The 12521-nt window shown below is 63.2% G+C and carries 14 protein-coding genes and 1 pseudogene; 5 read left to right on the forward strand and 10 right to left on the reverse strand.

The genetic code is table 11. From position 1 onward, the window contains the following. Positions 1 to 2: 2 nt before the first annotated feature. From GA0061099_RS30680 to GA0061099_RS30710, 9 genes and pseudogenes are all read right to left on the reverse strand, one after another. Entirely contained in the window at positions 3 to 929 is a 927-nt protein-coding gene (locus tag GA0061099_RS30680) for a Gfo/Idh/MocA family protein (protein WP_036023372.1), read from the reverse strand. Next, positions 926 to 1702 (reverse strand): FadR/GntR family transcriptional regulator, encoded by a 777-nt coding sequence (locus tag GA0061099_RS30685; RefSeq protein WP_036005559.1) that lies wholly within the window; start codon positions 1700 to 1702, stop codon positions 926 to 928. Before GA0061099_RS30685 ends, GA0061099_RS30680 begins: the two co-directional genes overlap by 4 nt. After that, a complete protein-coding gene (locus tag GA0061099_RS41465) occupies positions 1699 to 1845 on the reverse strand; it encodes a hypothetical protein (RefSeq protein WP_157784002.1) in 147 nt (48 codons plus the stop codon). Before GA0061099_RS41465 ends, GA0061099_RS30685 begins: the two co-directional genes overlap by 4 nt. A 2-nt stretch (positions 1846 to 1847) precedes the next feature. Continuing rightward, positions 1848 to 1952, reverse strand: a pseudogene (locus GA0061099_RS40435) (sugar ABC transporter substrate-binding protein); the annotation flags it as partial. A gap of 331 nt (positions 1953 to 2283) precedes the next feature. Then, positions 2284 to 3456 (reverse strand): fumarylacetoacetate hydrolase family protein, encoded by a 1173-nt coding sequence (locus GA0061099_RS30690; RefSeq protein WP_036023370.1) that lies wholly within the window; start codon positions 3454 to 3456, stop codon positions 2284 to 2286. A 112-nt stretch (positions 3457 to 3568) separates the two neighbouring features. Next, positions 3569 to 4546, reverse strand: coding sequence for a HEAT repeat domain-containing protein (locus GA0061099_RS30695; protein ID WP_036023369.1), 978 nt, complete (start codon positions 4544 to 4546; stop codon positions 3569 to 3571). A 2-nt stretch (positions 4547 to 4548) separates the two neighbouring features. Beyond that, a complete protein-coding gene (locus GA0061099_RS30700) occupies positions 4549 to 4782 on the reverse strand; it encodes a 4Fe-4S dicluster domain-containing protein (protein ID WP_036023367.1) in 234 nt (77 codons plus the stop codon). A gap of 32 nt (positions 4783 to 4814) precedes the next feature. Further along, positions 4815 to 6557 carry a fumarate reductase/succinate dehydrogenase flavoprotein subunit gene (locus tag GA0061099_RS30705; protein ID WP_036023365.1) on the reverse strand — a complete coding sequence of 581 codons (1743 nt, stop codon included), beginning with the start codon at positions 6555 to 6557 and terminating at the stop codon, positions 4815 to 4817. A 101-nt stretch (positions 6558 to 6658) separates the two neighbouring features. After that, positions 6659 to 7432 carry a ferredoxin--NADP reductase gene (locus tag GA0061099_RS30710; RefSeq protein ID WP_036023387.1) on the reverse strand — a complete coding sequence of 258 codons (774 nt, stop codon included), beginning with the start codon at positions 7430 to 7432 and terminating at the stop codon, positions 6659 to 6661. A gap of 205 nt (positions 7433 to 7637) precedes the next feature. Here GA0061099_RS30710 and GA0061099_RS30715 point away from each other — a divergent pair, with 205 nt between their 5' ends. From GA0061099_RS30715 to GA0061099_RS30735, 5 genes are all read left to right on the forward strand, one after another. Continuing rightward, on the forward strand, positions 7638 to 7934 hold the full coding sequence (locus tag GA0061099_RS30715) for a gamma-butyrobetaine hydroxylase-like domain-containing protein (protein WP_036023361.1): 297 nt from the start codon (positions 7638 to 7640) through the stop codon (positions 7932 to 7934). Between the two features lie 99 nt (positions 7935 to 8033). Continuing rightward, the gene (locus tag GA0061099_RS30720; RefSeq protein WP_036023359.1) at positions 8034 to 8807 is read left to right on the forward strand and encodes a Crp/Fnr family transcriptional regulator; all 774 of its coding nucleotides are present in this window, start codon (positions 8034 to 8036) and stop codon (positions 8805 to 8807) included. Positions 8808 to 8989: 182 nt separating this feature from the next. Further along, positions 8990 to 10411: an ABC transporter substrate-binding protein gene (locus GA0061099_RS30725; protein WP_036023356.1), complete on the forward strand. Its 1422-nt coding sequence runs from the start codon at positions 8990 to 8992 to the stop codon at positions 10409 to 10411. After that, complete coding sequence (locus GA0061099_RS30730; RefSeq protein WP_036005583.1) at positions 10408 to 11319, forward strand: ABC transporter permease; 912 nt, start codon at positions 10408 to 10410, stop codon at positions 11317 to 11319. Before GA0061099_RS30725 ends, GA0061099_RS30730 begins: the two co-directional genes overlap by 4 nt. Beyond that, on the forward strand, positions 11316 to 12188 hold the full coding sequence (locus GA0061099_RS30735; RefSeq protein WP_036005639.1) for an ABC transporter ATP-binding protein: 873 nt from the start codon (positions 11316 to 11318) through the stop codon (positions 12186 to 12188). Before GA0061099_RS30730 ends, GA0061099_RS30735 begins: the two co-directional genes overlap by 4 nt. A 9-nt stretch (positions 12189 to 12197) precedes the next feature. Here GA0061099_RS30735 and GA0061099_RS30740 read toward each other — a convergent pair. Continuing rightward, positions 12198 to 12521 (reverse strand): IS5/IS1182 family transposase (locus GA0061099_RS30740; RefSeq protein ID WP_074448212.1); only part of this gene is annotated, 324 nt, incomplete at its 5' end.

Genomic DNA, 12521 nt, shown 5'->3' on the forward strand with positions numbered 1-12521 from the left:
GCTCAATCCACAAACGGTTCGACGATCGTGCGCTTGCCGAGCAGGAAGGCGTCGGCGACGAGACGGAGCGGCGTCAGATCGACGTCACTTGCGCCGGTCACTGCGAGCGCGACGAAGCGTCGGTAGAGCCCGCGATATTCCTCATCTGGCCCTTCGGCAAGCACCTTGCCGTCGACGGCCATGCGCGCGCCACCGCTGGACAGCGTCAGCCGGCCCTGATCGGTGTCGACGAGGATATCCCAGCTCTGCGGCCCGGTCTGGCGGAAGTCGAACTCGGCGGTCACGGGCAGGCCGCTGATATCCGTCAGGTTCAGGTTCGCCGCGATCGGCGCCTGGCAATTGGCCGGAAAGGCCAGCTCGGCCGCGGTGACGAACACGGGCTTCGGCAGAATCCTGGTCAGGATCGACAGCGCATTGATGCCCGGATCGAACACGCCGAGGCCGCCGGGCTCCCAGATCCAGCCCTGCCCGGGATGCCAGACACGCACGTCCTCCTTCCAACTGATGTGAACGGATTTGATGTGCCGATCAGTGAGCCATTGCCGGGCCGGCTCCACCGCCGGCGCATGGCGCGAATGCCAGGTCGCAAACAATGTCCGCTTCGCACCCGCCGCCATCGCGATCAACGGATCAAGCTCGGCAACGCCGGTGCCCGGCGGCTTCTCCAGCATGACGTGCTTGCCGGCGGCGAGCGCCGCCGCGGCCTGGGCCCGCCGCACCTGCGGCGGCGTGCAGAGCGAGACCGCGTCGATCGGCGGCCCCTTCTGAAGCAATTCCTCGATGGTCGCAAAATGCGGCACCCCCTGCAGCGAGGCGTTGCGGCTCGCCACGGCGGCAAGCGTTGCGCCCGGTGTGGCGGCGATCGCCGCCACATGCTGGTCCCGCGCGATCTTGCCGAAGCCGACGATGGCGATGCGAAGGTCTGTCACGCTTGTTCTCCAGTGTCGGCCGACGGTGGCGGCTCGGCCGGGGCGGTCTCGATCGCCGTACTGTCATGGCGGCGCATGCCGTTGTGAATGACATAGACCATGGCCTCGGATGCGGCATGGGCATCGCCCGCGACGATGGCATCGACGATCTTCTGATGCCAGAGCAGCACGGTATCGCGATCCTCCGGCTCGACCGGAGCGCTGAGCAGGAAAGAGGCGCGCAGCGCTGCTTCAATGACATGCCCAATCGAGCGCATGAACAGATTGCCCGAGGCACGCGCCACGGCAACATGAAGCGCGAGATCTGCATCTGCAAAACCGACCGAGTCGGACGCTTCATGCCGCATCCGATCCATGCTGCGGCGCAGCTCGCTGATGTCTTGCTCGGATCGCTGTGTCGCCGCCAGCATCGCCGCGCGCGGCTCCACGGCGAGACGGATCTCGGCGAGGTCGTCAAGGAAGCGCTTGTCGATGCCGGCATCGAGGTGCCAGGCCAGCACGTCTGCGTCGAACATGTTCCAGGCACCTCGCTCGCGCACGACGGTGCCGACCCGCGCCTTGGTGGTGAGCAGGCCCTTGGCGACCAGCGTCTTGACGCTCTCGCGCAGCACCGGCCGCGACACGCCGAACATTGCGATCATCTCGGCATCCCCCGGCAGGCGCGTGCCTTCCGCATAGCGGCCGGCGATGATGTCGACGCCGATCGAACGCGCCACCTCCGCATGGTTGGAATGGGCCCGCCGCGTCGGGATGACGACGATCCGCGAGGTCATGACGCCGCTCCCGCATGCTTCGCCGCCGGCCGGCGCGCAAGCGCGACCAGCCCCTGCAGCAGGGCGATGAAGGCGAATAGAAGCACGCCCGAGGTGCGGGGGATCAGCAAGAGCTTTGGCGCGGTGCAGGAGGTCGACTTCATGCTGAGACGGACGTTTCGGCCGCGCGCCAGCCGGATTCCGATCCAATCTGCGAGAAGCCGATCGTGAGCTGGGCGCTGGCCGGCGTCGCGAGCAACAAGGCGGCCATGGCGCTGGTCGCACAGAGAGCTTTAGGGGGCATCAGGCGCGTCTCCCAAGGTGTTTTATCCGGGGGCGCCGATTGGTAGCATGGCACCCACAGGCCGGCCTTCGCGCCAGCGGCGGGCACTATTTCACGGAAGTTGAGTTCCGACTAGTCATATTATTTGACTATTTGGAGCAAACGCAGCGAGGTGGGGCGAGCGAGTTATGACACGTTCAGCGCGATTTTGCTCCCTTCATGCAACGGAGGGATGAAGAAATTAGGCGGCGCGATGGAGCCTCAGCTGTCAGCGGGGCGAAGGTGCGCCCCCGCTTGCGGGAGGCGAAGGGCAGCAGCGCTAGATCAGCTTCCGCTGCGCCAGGTTCTTCATTAGTGCGCCGATGCCGAACGTCCAGGGCTCGCACTCGTCGCTGGTGCGCATGCGGTTGACGAGCTTGCCGAGCTGAGGCGCTGCGATAGTGACAATGTCGTCGCGCTTGTGGGTGAATCCCTGCCCCGGCGCATCGCGATCCTTCACGGGTGCGAACATGGTGCCGAGGAACAGCACGAAGCCGTCAGGATATTGATGCACCTTGCCGATGGTCTGCGCGACGAGATCGGTCGGATCGCGGCTGATCTTGCTGATCGAGGAATGGCCGTCGAGAACGAAGCCGTCCGTCCCCATGACGTTCAGGCTGATGTCCAGCCTGCGCGCGTCGTCGAGCGTGAAGGTGTCGTCGAACAGGCGCAGCAGCGGACCAATCGAACAGGACGCGTTGTTGTCCTTGGCCTTCGACAACAGCAGCGCCGAGCGGCCCTCGAAGTCGCGCAGGTTCACGTCGTTGCCAAGCGCGCCCCCGACGATCTTGCCGCGGCTCGACACGAACAGCACGAGCTCGGGCTCGGGATTGTTCCAGGTCGATTTCGGGTGCAGGCCGGCATCCATGCCGGTGCCGACCGACGACAAGGTGGGCGCCTTGGTGAAAACCTCGGCATCCGGACCGATGCCGACCTCAAGATATTGGCTCCAGGCATTCTGATCGATCAGCACTTGCTTCAGGTGCATCGCCTGATCCGAGCCCGGCTTGAGCTTTGACAGATCGTCGCCGATCAGGCGCGTCACTTCTTTCCGGATCGCTTCGGCCGAGGCCGGATTGCCCTTGGCGCGCTCTTCGATAACGCGTTCCAGCATCGAGATCGCGAACGTGACGCCGGCGGCCTTCAGCGTCTGGAGATCGACGGGCGCGAGCAGCCAGGGCTTTTGGGGATCGCGCCCGTCCGGCGGGGTGTTGGCGACGATCGCCTCGAGATCACCGATGCGCTCGCCCTTGGTGGCGGCAAGCGCCTTGGCGGGATCGTCCGTCTCGCAGAGCGCGCTGATGGTCGGAAATTTTGCTGTGACGTCATACACGCCGTCACCGCGCACGGCGACGATGGCCGGACCGTTGACCTGCGGCAGCCAGACGCGGCCGACCAGCGTTCCCTTCGTGCCGTCCTCGGGGAGAAGGTCCTTTACAGTCAATGTCGTCATGGCCGCGTCCTCGCTGTTCTAAGGAATGGCCGCATTCGCAGCGGCCGTTCCCGTTAGCGAAGACCAATAAACGTCTGGCGCTGGAAGTCCAGAGCGGCGACGCGTCGTGCAATTAAGCCCCTGCCCGCGCCTTTCGCGCTGCAATCTGGTGCAGTGCCCAGCGCGCATTCTTGCGGACATCAGGATCAGGATCGTCGGCGATCACGGCCAGGAATGCCTCGCCGTCAGGGTGGCCGATCTCACCTAGCGCGGCGGCGGCCTCTTTGCGCAAATTCGCCTGGTCGTGATTGACGCAATTGCCGATCGGCCGCACCGCGCGTTCGATCTTCATCTTGCCAAGGCTGCGGATCGCCTTCAGCCGCACCTGCCAGAACTCGTCCGCGAGGCAGCCGACGAGCTGATCAGCCGCGATTGCACCATTCACGTTGAGACCCAGCGTCTCCGCTGCCATCTCGCGGACCATCCAGTCGGCATCCTTCAGCGCGCGGGTGATGGTCTCCGCCGCCGGCTTCATCTGCGAAAAGGCCAATGCGCTCACGGCGGCGCGGCGCACATGGGCATCGGGATCGTTGATCAGCGCGGTCAGCGCCGGAATGGATTCCTCCAGCTTGAGGAAGCCGATCACGCCGATCGCCTGCACGCGCACGGCGGCGTCAGGGTCCTGGAGCGCTTCCAGCGCGGGCTTGAGTGTATCCCTGCGCCGCAGTTCCTTCAGCGCGCGCAGAGCGCCCATGCGGACGAAAGCGTGGGTATGCCTGACCAGCGGCAGAATCGCGTCGGCGCAGGCGGGATCCTTGAATTCAGCCATGCTGTCGGCCGCAGCCGCCGCGACGATCCTCTCGGGATCGACGAGCAGCTTCACCAGCGCGCTTGCTGCCTCCGGTCCGTCGAACTCGCCGAGCGCCATCGCGACCTGCTGGCGCACACCGGCATCGGGATCGGTGACCATTTTGGCGAGATGTGCGACCGCGGCGGGATCGCCGGAATGACCGAGTGCAATGATGGCGACGCGGCGTTCGGCGGGATCGGCCGCCTGCAGCCGCTCGTCGGCGTCTTCGAGATCGTCATAGGATTCGAACGGGCTCGACATGATCACCTCAACAGATAGGGAATGTTGACGGTGACGGCGCCGGTCGGACAATCCGCTTCGCAGGGCATGCAATACCAGCACTCGTCATAGGCCATGTAGGCCTTGTTGGTCATGTCGCTGATGCGCAGCACGTCGAGCGGGCAGACATCGACGCACACCGTGCAGCCCTTGTCCGCGATGCATTTGGTGTCGTCGACCACCACCGGAACCGATGTCTGATAGGACGCGAGAGGCATGTGATGTCTCCTGTTGGCTATGTTCTGGTGGATCAGGCCGAGGCGCGAATGCGCTGCTTGTCGTAGAGGTCCTTCTCGTCGTCCGCGATCGGCACGACATAGGGCTCGACTGCGCGCTTCTCGCTGGTCATCCTGCCGTCCTGCTTGGACAGCAGCGTGTGGCAGAACCAGTTCTCGTTGTCCTTCTCCGGGAAGTCCGTCCGCCAGTGATAGAGACCCCAGCGGCTCTCTTCGCGGTAGAGCGAAGCGTGTGCGGCCATGTCGGCACAGTCCATGATCGACTGCACTTCGAGCGCGCGCAGCAATTCGTGCGCGTTGCGCGCGATCATGCGCTCCTGCATATCCTCACGCGCCTCGGCGAGCCGCCGCATGCCGAGCTCATATTTGCGCGTGACCTTCGGCGGCTGGAGATAGTCGTTGACCAGACGGCGGGTCTTGTACTCGATCTGGTTCGGCGGAATGCCGTCCTCGCGCTTGGTCGGCGCCATCACGCGCTCGCGTTCCATGGCGACGTCGGCCGCGTCGAATTCCGCGAAATCATGGTTGTCGGCGAACTCCATCGCGTCGATGCCTGCGACCGAGCCGTTGGTGAAGGCGCCGAGCATGTAATTGTGCGGGACGCTCGCCATGTCGCCGGCGGCATAGAGGCCGGGTACGGTGGTGCGGGCATTGTCGTCGACGAACACGCCTGACGCGCTGTGGCCGGAGCAGAAGCCGATCTCGGAGATATGCATCTCGATGGACTCACTGCGGTAGTCGACCCCGCGCCCCTGCTGGAACAGGCCGCGCGTCGGACGCTCGACCTTGTGCAGCGTGGATTCGATCTCGGAAATGGTGTCGGGGTGGAGATGCTTGAGCTGGAGGAACACCGGACCCTTGCCGGAGAGGAGCTCGTTGTAGAACTCCAGCATCATCTGGCCGGACCAGTAGTCGCATTCGATGAAGCGCGAGCCTTCGTTGTTTGCCGTATATGCGCCGAACGGGCCGGCGACATAGGCGCAGGCCGGGCCGTTATAGTCCTTGATCAGCGGGTTGATCTGGAAGCATTCGAGGTTCGCGAGCGCTGCGCCGGCGTGATAGGCCATGGCGTAGCCGTCGCCGGAATTGGCGGCGTTCTCGTAGGTGCCGAACATGTAGCCGGACGTCGGCAGACCGAGGCGACCGGCGGCGCCCATGCAGAGGATCACGGCCTTGGCCTTGATCACCAGCATCTCGGCGGTACGCGTATTGACGCTGATGGCGCCGGCAATGCGGCCGTCGCCCGATTTGACCAGGCGCGTCGCCATGTAGCGGTTGGAAATGAGGATGCGGGCGCGGCGGAGCTGGCGATACAGCGCCTTCTTCACGGTCTCGCCGTTCGGCATGGGCAGAACGTAAGTGCCGATGTGGTGCACCTTCTTGACGGCATAGTCGCCGTTCTCGTTCTTCAGGAAGCGGATGCCGAAACTGTCGAGCTCCTCGATGATGCTGTAGCAGTTCTGCGCGTATTTATAGACCGCCTTCTGGTCGACGATGCCGTCATTGGCGATGGTGATTTCCTTGGTGTACTGCTCGGGCGTCGCGTAACCGGGGATGACGGCGTTGTTGAGCCCATCCATACCCATCGAGATCGCGCCGGAGCGCTTGACGTTCGCCTTCTCGAGCAGGACGACATTGGCCTTCGGGTTCTTCAGCTTCGCCTTCAGTGCCGCCATCGGGCCGGCTGTGCCGCCGCCGATCACCAGCACATCGCAGGAAACTTCCGAAAGTCCGTCGACGATCTGATCTAGTGCCATCGCTTGCTCCTGGTTCGCCGATCCCGGCGCCTTTGCGTCAGATTTGTTCAGGGGGCGTCGCCGCGATAGCAATTAGTTGTCGCTGGGACGCGATTTGTAGCTCAGCGCTCGACGAAGGCTTTTTCGATGACGAAATGGCCGGGCTGGCTATGGTTGCCCTCGACAAAGCCGCGCGCCGCGAACATCGCGTGGAGTTCCTCGAGCATCGCCGGGCTGCCGCACAGCATGATGCGGTCAGTTTCGATGTCGAGGCTCGCTTGTCCGATATCCTCGAAGAGCTGGTTCGAGGCGATCAGGTCGGTGATGCGGCCGCGATTCCGGAACGGCTCGCGGGTGACGGTCGGGTAGTAGACGAGCTTGTCGCGGATCAAGGGGCCGAAGAATTCGTGATTGCGCAGGTCCTCGACGAGGTGCTCGCCATAGGCGAGTTCCGAGACCTGGCGGCAGCCATGGGCGAGCACGATGGTCTCGCAATTCTCATAGACGTCGGGGTCCTTGATCAGGCTGGCGAAGGGCGCCAGGCCCGTTCCGGTTGAAAGCAGCAGCAGGCGTCTTCCCGGAATGAGGTTGCCGGTGATCAGCGTGCCCGTCGCCTTGCGACCGACCAGGATGATGTCGCCTTCCCTTATCTTCTGAAGGCGAGAGGTGAGCGGGCCGTCCTGCACCTTGATCGAGAAGAATTCGAGCGCCTCCTCGTGATTGGCGCTGGCCATGCTGTAGGCCCGCATCAACGGCTTGCCCCCGACCTCCAGACCAATCATTGCGAACTGGCCGTTCTGGAAGCGGAAGCCGGGATCGCGCGTCGCGGTGAAGCTGAACAGGGAATCGGTCCAGTGCCTGACCGACAGAACCGTTTCCTTCTGAAATGCACTCATCGTCTCTCCTTGGTCATCGATGACGCGCAAGGTTTCGGAGAGAGGAGAGTCCGGCAATTCTGAAGTGAAATTCCCGGTGGATTAGTTTCACATTTCGCGTGGGTTGCTCGAAGAACAGGCTCGCGATCCCGCCCGCACCGGCAATTAGTTGCTATTCGTGCGTTCCCGTCTCGACGTAGAATGAAGTCAGAGGTTCGTCATGATAATGACATTGGTGGCACCGACCGTAGCCGGCTACGAAGCCAGCGCCGATCTCGCTTCGCTCCTGGTCCGCACGGCGCAGGACGACGCGCTCAGCGTTTCTGCCGAAACACTCCGCCTCTCCTGCAAATGCGCCCATTGCACCCGCGCCCGCTTCGACGGCCGCTTCCCCAAAGCGTTTCCGGGAATTGCGATCACCGACATCGGCGATCTCGGCTATGGGCTGAACATCTCGTTCTCGGATGGGCACAACCGGGGAATATATCCGAAGTCGTATCTGCTGAACTTGGCGGGGCGGTGACCCGGTCTTCGGTGTCGTTTCCCCGCGCGAGGCGTCTGCCCCCATCTGGCACGGACATTGCTCCTCTTTAGAACGATTTGAACGTTCGGGAGGCAGGCGATGTTGCAGGCGGCGAATGCGGTGCGCGGGGCTGTTCCCGCAGCGATACGGCCTGCCGGCAGCTCCTCGCTACTGCTCACCGAGAACCAGCAATGGATCGGCGGTCCACCACCGTTGATGGACAAGCTCTCACCGCGCGAGCGGGAGTTGGTGCTGAAGCAGGGCCGCCGCAAGGTGCTGAACCGCGGCCAGACGCTGTTCAGCCAGGGCGGCAAGCATGACGGCATCTGGCTGATCGAGAGCGGCCGCATCCGCGTGTTCTACACCTCGCCACTTGGACGCGAAATCACGCTGGCCTATTGGCATGTTGGCAATTTCGTCGGCGGTCCCGAAGTGTTCGAAGGCACCGTGCATCAATGGTCCGGCGTTGCCTCCAGTAATTGCAGCGTCGTGCACCTGCCCGGAAAGGAACTGCGGTCCCTTGCTACAGAGATCCCGAACCTCGCGATTGGCCTGATCGAAGGCCTGACGTTCAAGGGCAAATGCTATTCGGCGCTGGCCCAGATGCTGGGGACGCGCTCGATCACGCAGCGTCTCGCCCATCTCTTGCTGCATCTCGTCGAGCTCTACGGCGTCGAGGATGCCGACGGCACGGTGATCGCCGCGGCCTTCACCCACGCCGACATCGCCCACATGGTCGGCGCCACCAGGCAATGGGTCACGATCAGCCTGAAGCGGATGCAGGAGAAGGGAATCGTGCTGACCAAACGGTCGCAGATCGTGGTCTGCCGGACCGACATTCTCGAGGAGATGCGCGGCCAGGCGACGGATTGAGGGGGGCCCGCGACCATGGCCGATGCACAGGCAAGCGGCTTTATAGTGCAGGACTGCCCAAGGAGTATGCAATCAGCTTTTCCCGGCAACTAATCGACTGCGGCGGCCACTCCGGATTTGCCCTGCTTGCGCCCTCCCCCAATCATGGCACCCACAGCACATCCAACCGAATGAGGATGAGAATGGTCCGCCATCTTCCCACGCTCTCGATCGCGATGTCGGTGACGTCGCTGGCGCTGCTCGTCGCGCAGCCGGCTTCTGCGGAAACCGTCAAGCTCGGCATCGGAACGCAGGATACCACGACCAACACGGTCACCGCAGGCGTCGTCATCCGCCAATTGCAACTGCTCGAGAAGTACCTGCCGAAGGACGGCAAATACGCCAACATCAAGTTCGAGCTCGAATGGCAGAACTTCACCTCCGGTCCGCCCGTCACCAACGCGATGATGGCGAACAAGCTGCAGATCGGGATGATGGGCGACTATCCGCTCATCGTGAACGGATTCACCTTCGAGAGCAATCCGGAGAGCAAGAGCCGCCTCGTCGGCATCGCCGCCTACAGCCTGTCCGGCTCGGGCAACGGCCTCGTCGTCCACAAGGACTCACCCTATTACGACCTCGCCGATCTCAAGGGTAAGCTCGTCAGCGTGCCTTTCGGCTCCGCCGCGCACGGCATGGTGCTGAAAGCGATGCAGGATCGCGGCTATGCGTCCGATTTCTTCCAGCTCGTCAGCCAGAGCCCGGAGGTCGGCTCGACCAATCTGCAGGAGAAGAAGATCGACGGGCACGCCGATTTCGTCCCCTTCGCCGAGCTGTTGCCGTTCCGCGGCTTCGCGCGGAAGATCTTCGACGGCGTCGAAACGAACTTGCCGACCTTCCACGGCATCGTGGTTCGCACCGACTTCGCCGAAAAATATCCCGAGGTCGTCGTCGCCTATTTCAAGGCGCTAATCGCCGCCAATCAGTGGCTGCGTGCGGATCCCAAGCTGGCCGCCGAGAAGATCCAGGAATGGACCGGCATCAACAAGGAGGTCGTCTACATCTTCTTAGGGCCCAGCGGCAATATGACGACCGATCCGACGATCAAGCCAGCGCTGATCGATGCGGCCACGACCGACGTCAAGGTGCTACAGAATCTCGGCCGCATGAAGGAGTTCGATCCGAAGAAATGGGTCGACGACAAATACATCCGCAAGGCCTATGCCGAAATGAAGCTCGACTACGACGCCCAGCTCGCGAGCACCAACAACTATGAGATCTCGGGCGAGGACAGCTTCTGCAAGAAGCCCATCACCGATCCGCGCAAGGCGGGCGAAGTTTGGGTCGACGGTGCCGGCATCATGCCCTTCTCGTCCGCCAGCTGCACGCTCGGCGCCTATGCCGACTACAAGGCCAAGGGCAAGAAGATCAACGTCGCCTACGTCTTCGACACCACGCGCGGCATCAAGCTGTTCGCCGATCAGGCCTTCTTCGCCGTCGGCAATAGCGAGGTCGCCCCGTTCCTGCTGAAGAAGGACGCCGAAGCCTACGCTGCCAAGATCAGCGGCAAGGTGCTCGGCTTCGATGAAGCGATGAAGGCCGCCGTCGGCGGAGGCAAGACGTGAGCAGCCCCGCCCTCGTCAGACAGCCCGAGGACAGCATGCCGGCAACAGCACTTGCTGAGGCGGGCTCCGCGCCCGCCGCCATCATCCGGCCTTCGACGCCGCCTTCCTTCGCCACACTGGGGTTGCGCTGGTACCGGCTCAATCGGGCAGGTCTGCGCGCGGCGGCAATCGGCGTGATTTCGCTGCTCGCCTTTCTGCTGGTCTGGCATCTGCTCACGACCTATCGGGTCGTGTTCTTCGTGCGCTTCACCAACGTGCCCTCGCCGCTCGCGGTCTATGACAGCTTCATAAAGGCGATTCACGATCCCAAATTCCTGATGCACATCCTGCTCAGTTGCCGGCGCATCTTCATCGGATTCTCGCTCGCGGCGATCGTCGGCGTGCCGCTCGGCCTGATCATGGGGCGCTTCAAGCTGGTGCATGAGGTGATTTTCCCGGTCGCCGAAGTGCTGCGGCCGATCCCGGCAATCGCCTGGGTGCCGATGGCGATCATGCTGTGGCCGACCAACGAGCAGAGCATCGTCTACATCACCTTCCTCGGTTCGTTCTTCCCGATTCTCGTCAACACCCTGCACGGCATGTCGCTGGTCGACCCCGTGCTGGTACGCGCCGCACAATGTCTCGGCGCGCGCGAACGCTCGATCTTTCGGGAGGTCTATTTCCCAGCCTCGCTGCCGCACATCTTCACCGGCCTCACCGTCGGCATGGGCGTCGCCTGGGTGTCGCTGATCGCGGCCGAGATGATCTCCGGTCAGTACGGCATCGGTTACTTCACCTGGGAAGCTTATTCGCTGGTCCAATATGCCGACATCGCGCTCGGCATGATCGCGATCGGGGTGCTCGGCCTCGGATCGAGCCTGCTGATCCGGGGCGCGGGGCAATTGGTGATGCCGTGGAGATCGACATGAGCGAGGTGCTAGCGAACAGCCCAAAAGGCCACATCGAAGTCAAGAACTTCTCCCTCGCCTACGAGACCATCGAGGGCGCGGTGCAGGCTGTCACCGACACGCAGATCCATGTGCGGCCCGGCGAGTTCGTGTCGATCGTCGGCCCGTCCGGCTGCGGAAAGTCGACGCTGCTCAATGCGGTCGCAGGCTTCCTCAAGCCGACGACCGGTGTAGTTACCGTCGACGGCGAGCGGGTAAACGGTCCGAGCGCCGAACGCGGCATGGTGTTTCAGCAATATTCTCTTTTTCCGTGGAAAACCGTGCGCGAGAACGTCGAGTTCGGCCTGAAGATGCGCGGCATGCCGCGCTCGCAGCGCGAACGCGCCGCGCGCACGCTGTTGGGGCTTGCGGGACTCGAAGCGTTCGAAAAGCATTATCCGGAAAAGCTCTCCGGCGGCATGAAGCAGCGCGTCGGCATCGTCCGCGCGCTCGCGACGGGACCGAAAGTGCTGTTGCTGGACGAGCCCTTCGGCGCGCTCGACGCGCAGACGCGCGTCATCATGCAGCAGATCCTCACCAATATGTGGCAGCGGCTGAAGATCTCGGTGCTGTTTGTCACCCACGACATTGACGAAGCCATCTTCCTGTCCGACCGCGTCTATTGCATGACCGCGCGGCCGGGCTCGATCAAGGCGGAGATCCCGATCCCGCTGGAGCGGCCGCGGCAGCAATCGATGATGATGTCGTCGGAATTCTTGGCGCTCCGCCGCGGGCTGATGTCGCTGATCCGCGAAGAGAGCCTGAAGGCGATGGGCGGCGAGATCAACGACTTGGGCATGCAGGGGCTGAACATCGAGCTGCACGGCCACTCGCTCGCGGACGTGATCTAGGGCTCGGACTCAATTGATCCAATAGGCAACGATGGCGGCGAGATGGACGGCAGCCAAGAAGTTCGTGGCTAGTTTGTCGTAGCGAGTTGCGACACGCCTGAAATCCTTGAGGCGGCAGAAACAGCGCTCGATGACGTTGCGCCCCTTGTAGGCGCGTTTGCTGAAGCTGTGGAGAGTGACCCTGTTGGATTTGTTTGGAATGACGGGCTTGGCACCACGATCGACGATTTCGGCTCGAAAGCCATCGCCGTCGTACCCTTTGTCGCCAATGAGGGCAGACATGGGTGGCGCGAGTTCCAAAAGGGCTGGCGCTGCGGCAATATCAGCGTCCTG

This window comes from Bradyrhizobium yuanmingense, assembly GCF_900094575.1.
GTDB classification, from domain to species: Bacteria; Pseudomonadota; Alphaproteobacteria; order Rhizobiales; family Xanthobacteraceae; genus Bradyrhizobium; species Bradyrhizobium yuanmingense.

Coding starts and splice junctions, on each gene's coding strand:
- GA0061099_RS30685 (WP_036005559.1), bottom strand. CDS start 1,702: ATGACCTCGCGGATCGTCGTCATCCCGACGCGGCGGGCCCATTCCAAC.
- GA0061099_RS41465 (WP_157784002.1), bottom strand. CDS start 1,845: ATGAAGTCGACCTCCTGCACCGCGCCAAAGCTCTTGCTGATCCCCCGC.
- GA0061099_RS30690 (WP_036023370.1), bottom strand. CDS start 3,456: ATGACGACATTGACTGTAAAGGACCTTCTCCCCGAGGACGGCACGAAG.
- GA0061099_RS30695 (WP_036023369.1), bottom strand. CDS start 4,546: ATGTCGAGCCCGTTCGAATCCTATGACGATCTCGAAGACGCCGACGAG.
- GA0061099_RS30700 (WP_036023367.1), bottom strand. CDS start 4,782: ATGCCTCTCGCGTCCTATCAGACATCGGTTCCGGTGGTGGTCGACGAC.
- GA0061099_RS30705 (WP_036023365.1), bottom strand. CDS start 6,557: ATGGCACTAGATCAGATCGTCGACGGACTTTCGGAAGTTTCCTGCGAT.
- GA0061099_RS30710 (WP_036023387.1), bottom strand. CDS start 7,432: ATGAGTGCATTTCAGAAGGAAACGGTTCTGTCGGTCAGGCACTGGACC.
- GA0061099_RS30715 (WP_036023361.1), top strand. CDS start 7,638: ATGACATTGGTGGCACCGACCGTAGCCGGCTACGAAGCCAGCGCCGAT.
- GA0061099_RS30720 (WP_036023359.1), top strand. CDS start 8,034: ATGTTGCAGGCGGCGAATGCGGTGCGCGGGGCTGTTCCCGCAGCGATA.
- GA0061099_RS30725 (WP_036023356.1), top strand. CDS start 8,990: ATGGTCCGCCATCTTCCCACGCTCTCGATCGCGATGTCGGTGACGTCG.
- GA0061099_RS30735 (WP_036005639.1), top strand. CDS start 11,316: ATGAGCGAGGTGCTAGCGAACAGCCCAAAAGGCCACATCGAAGTCAAG.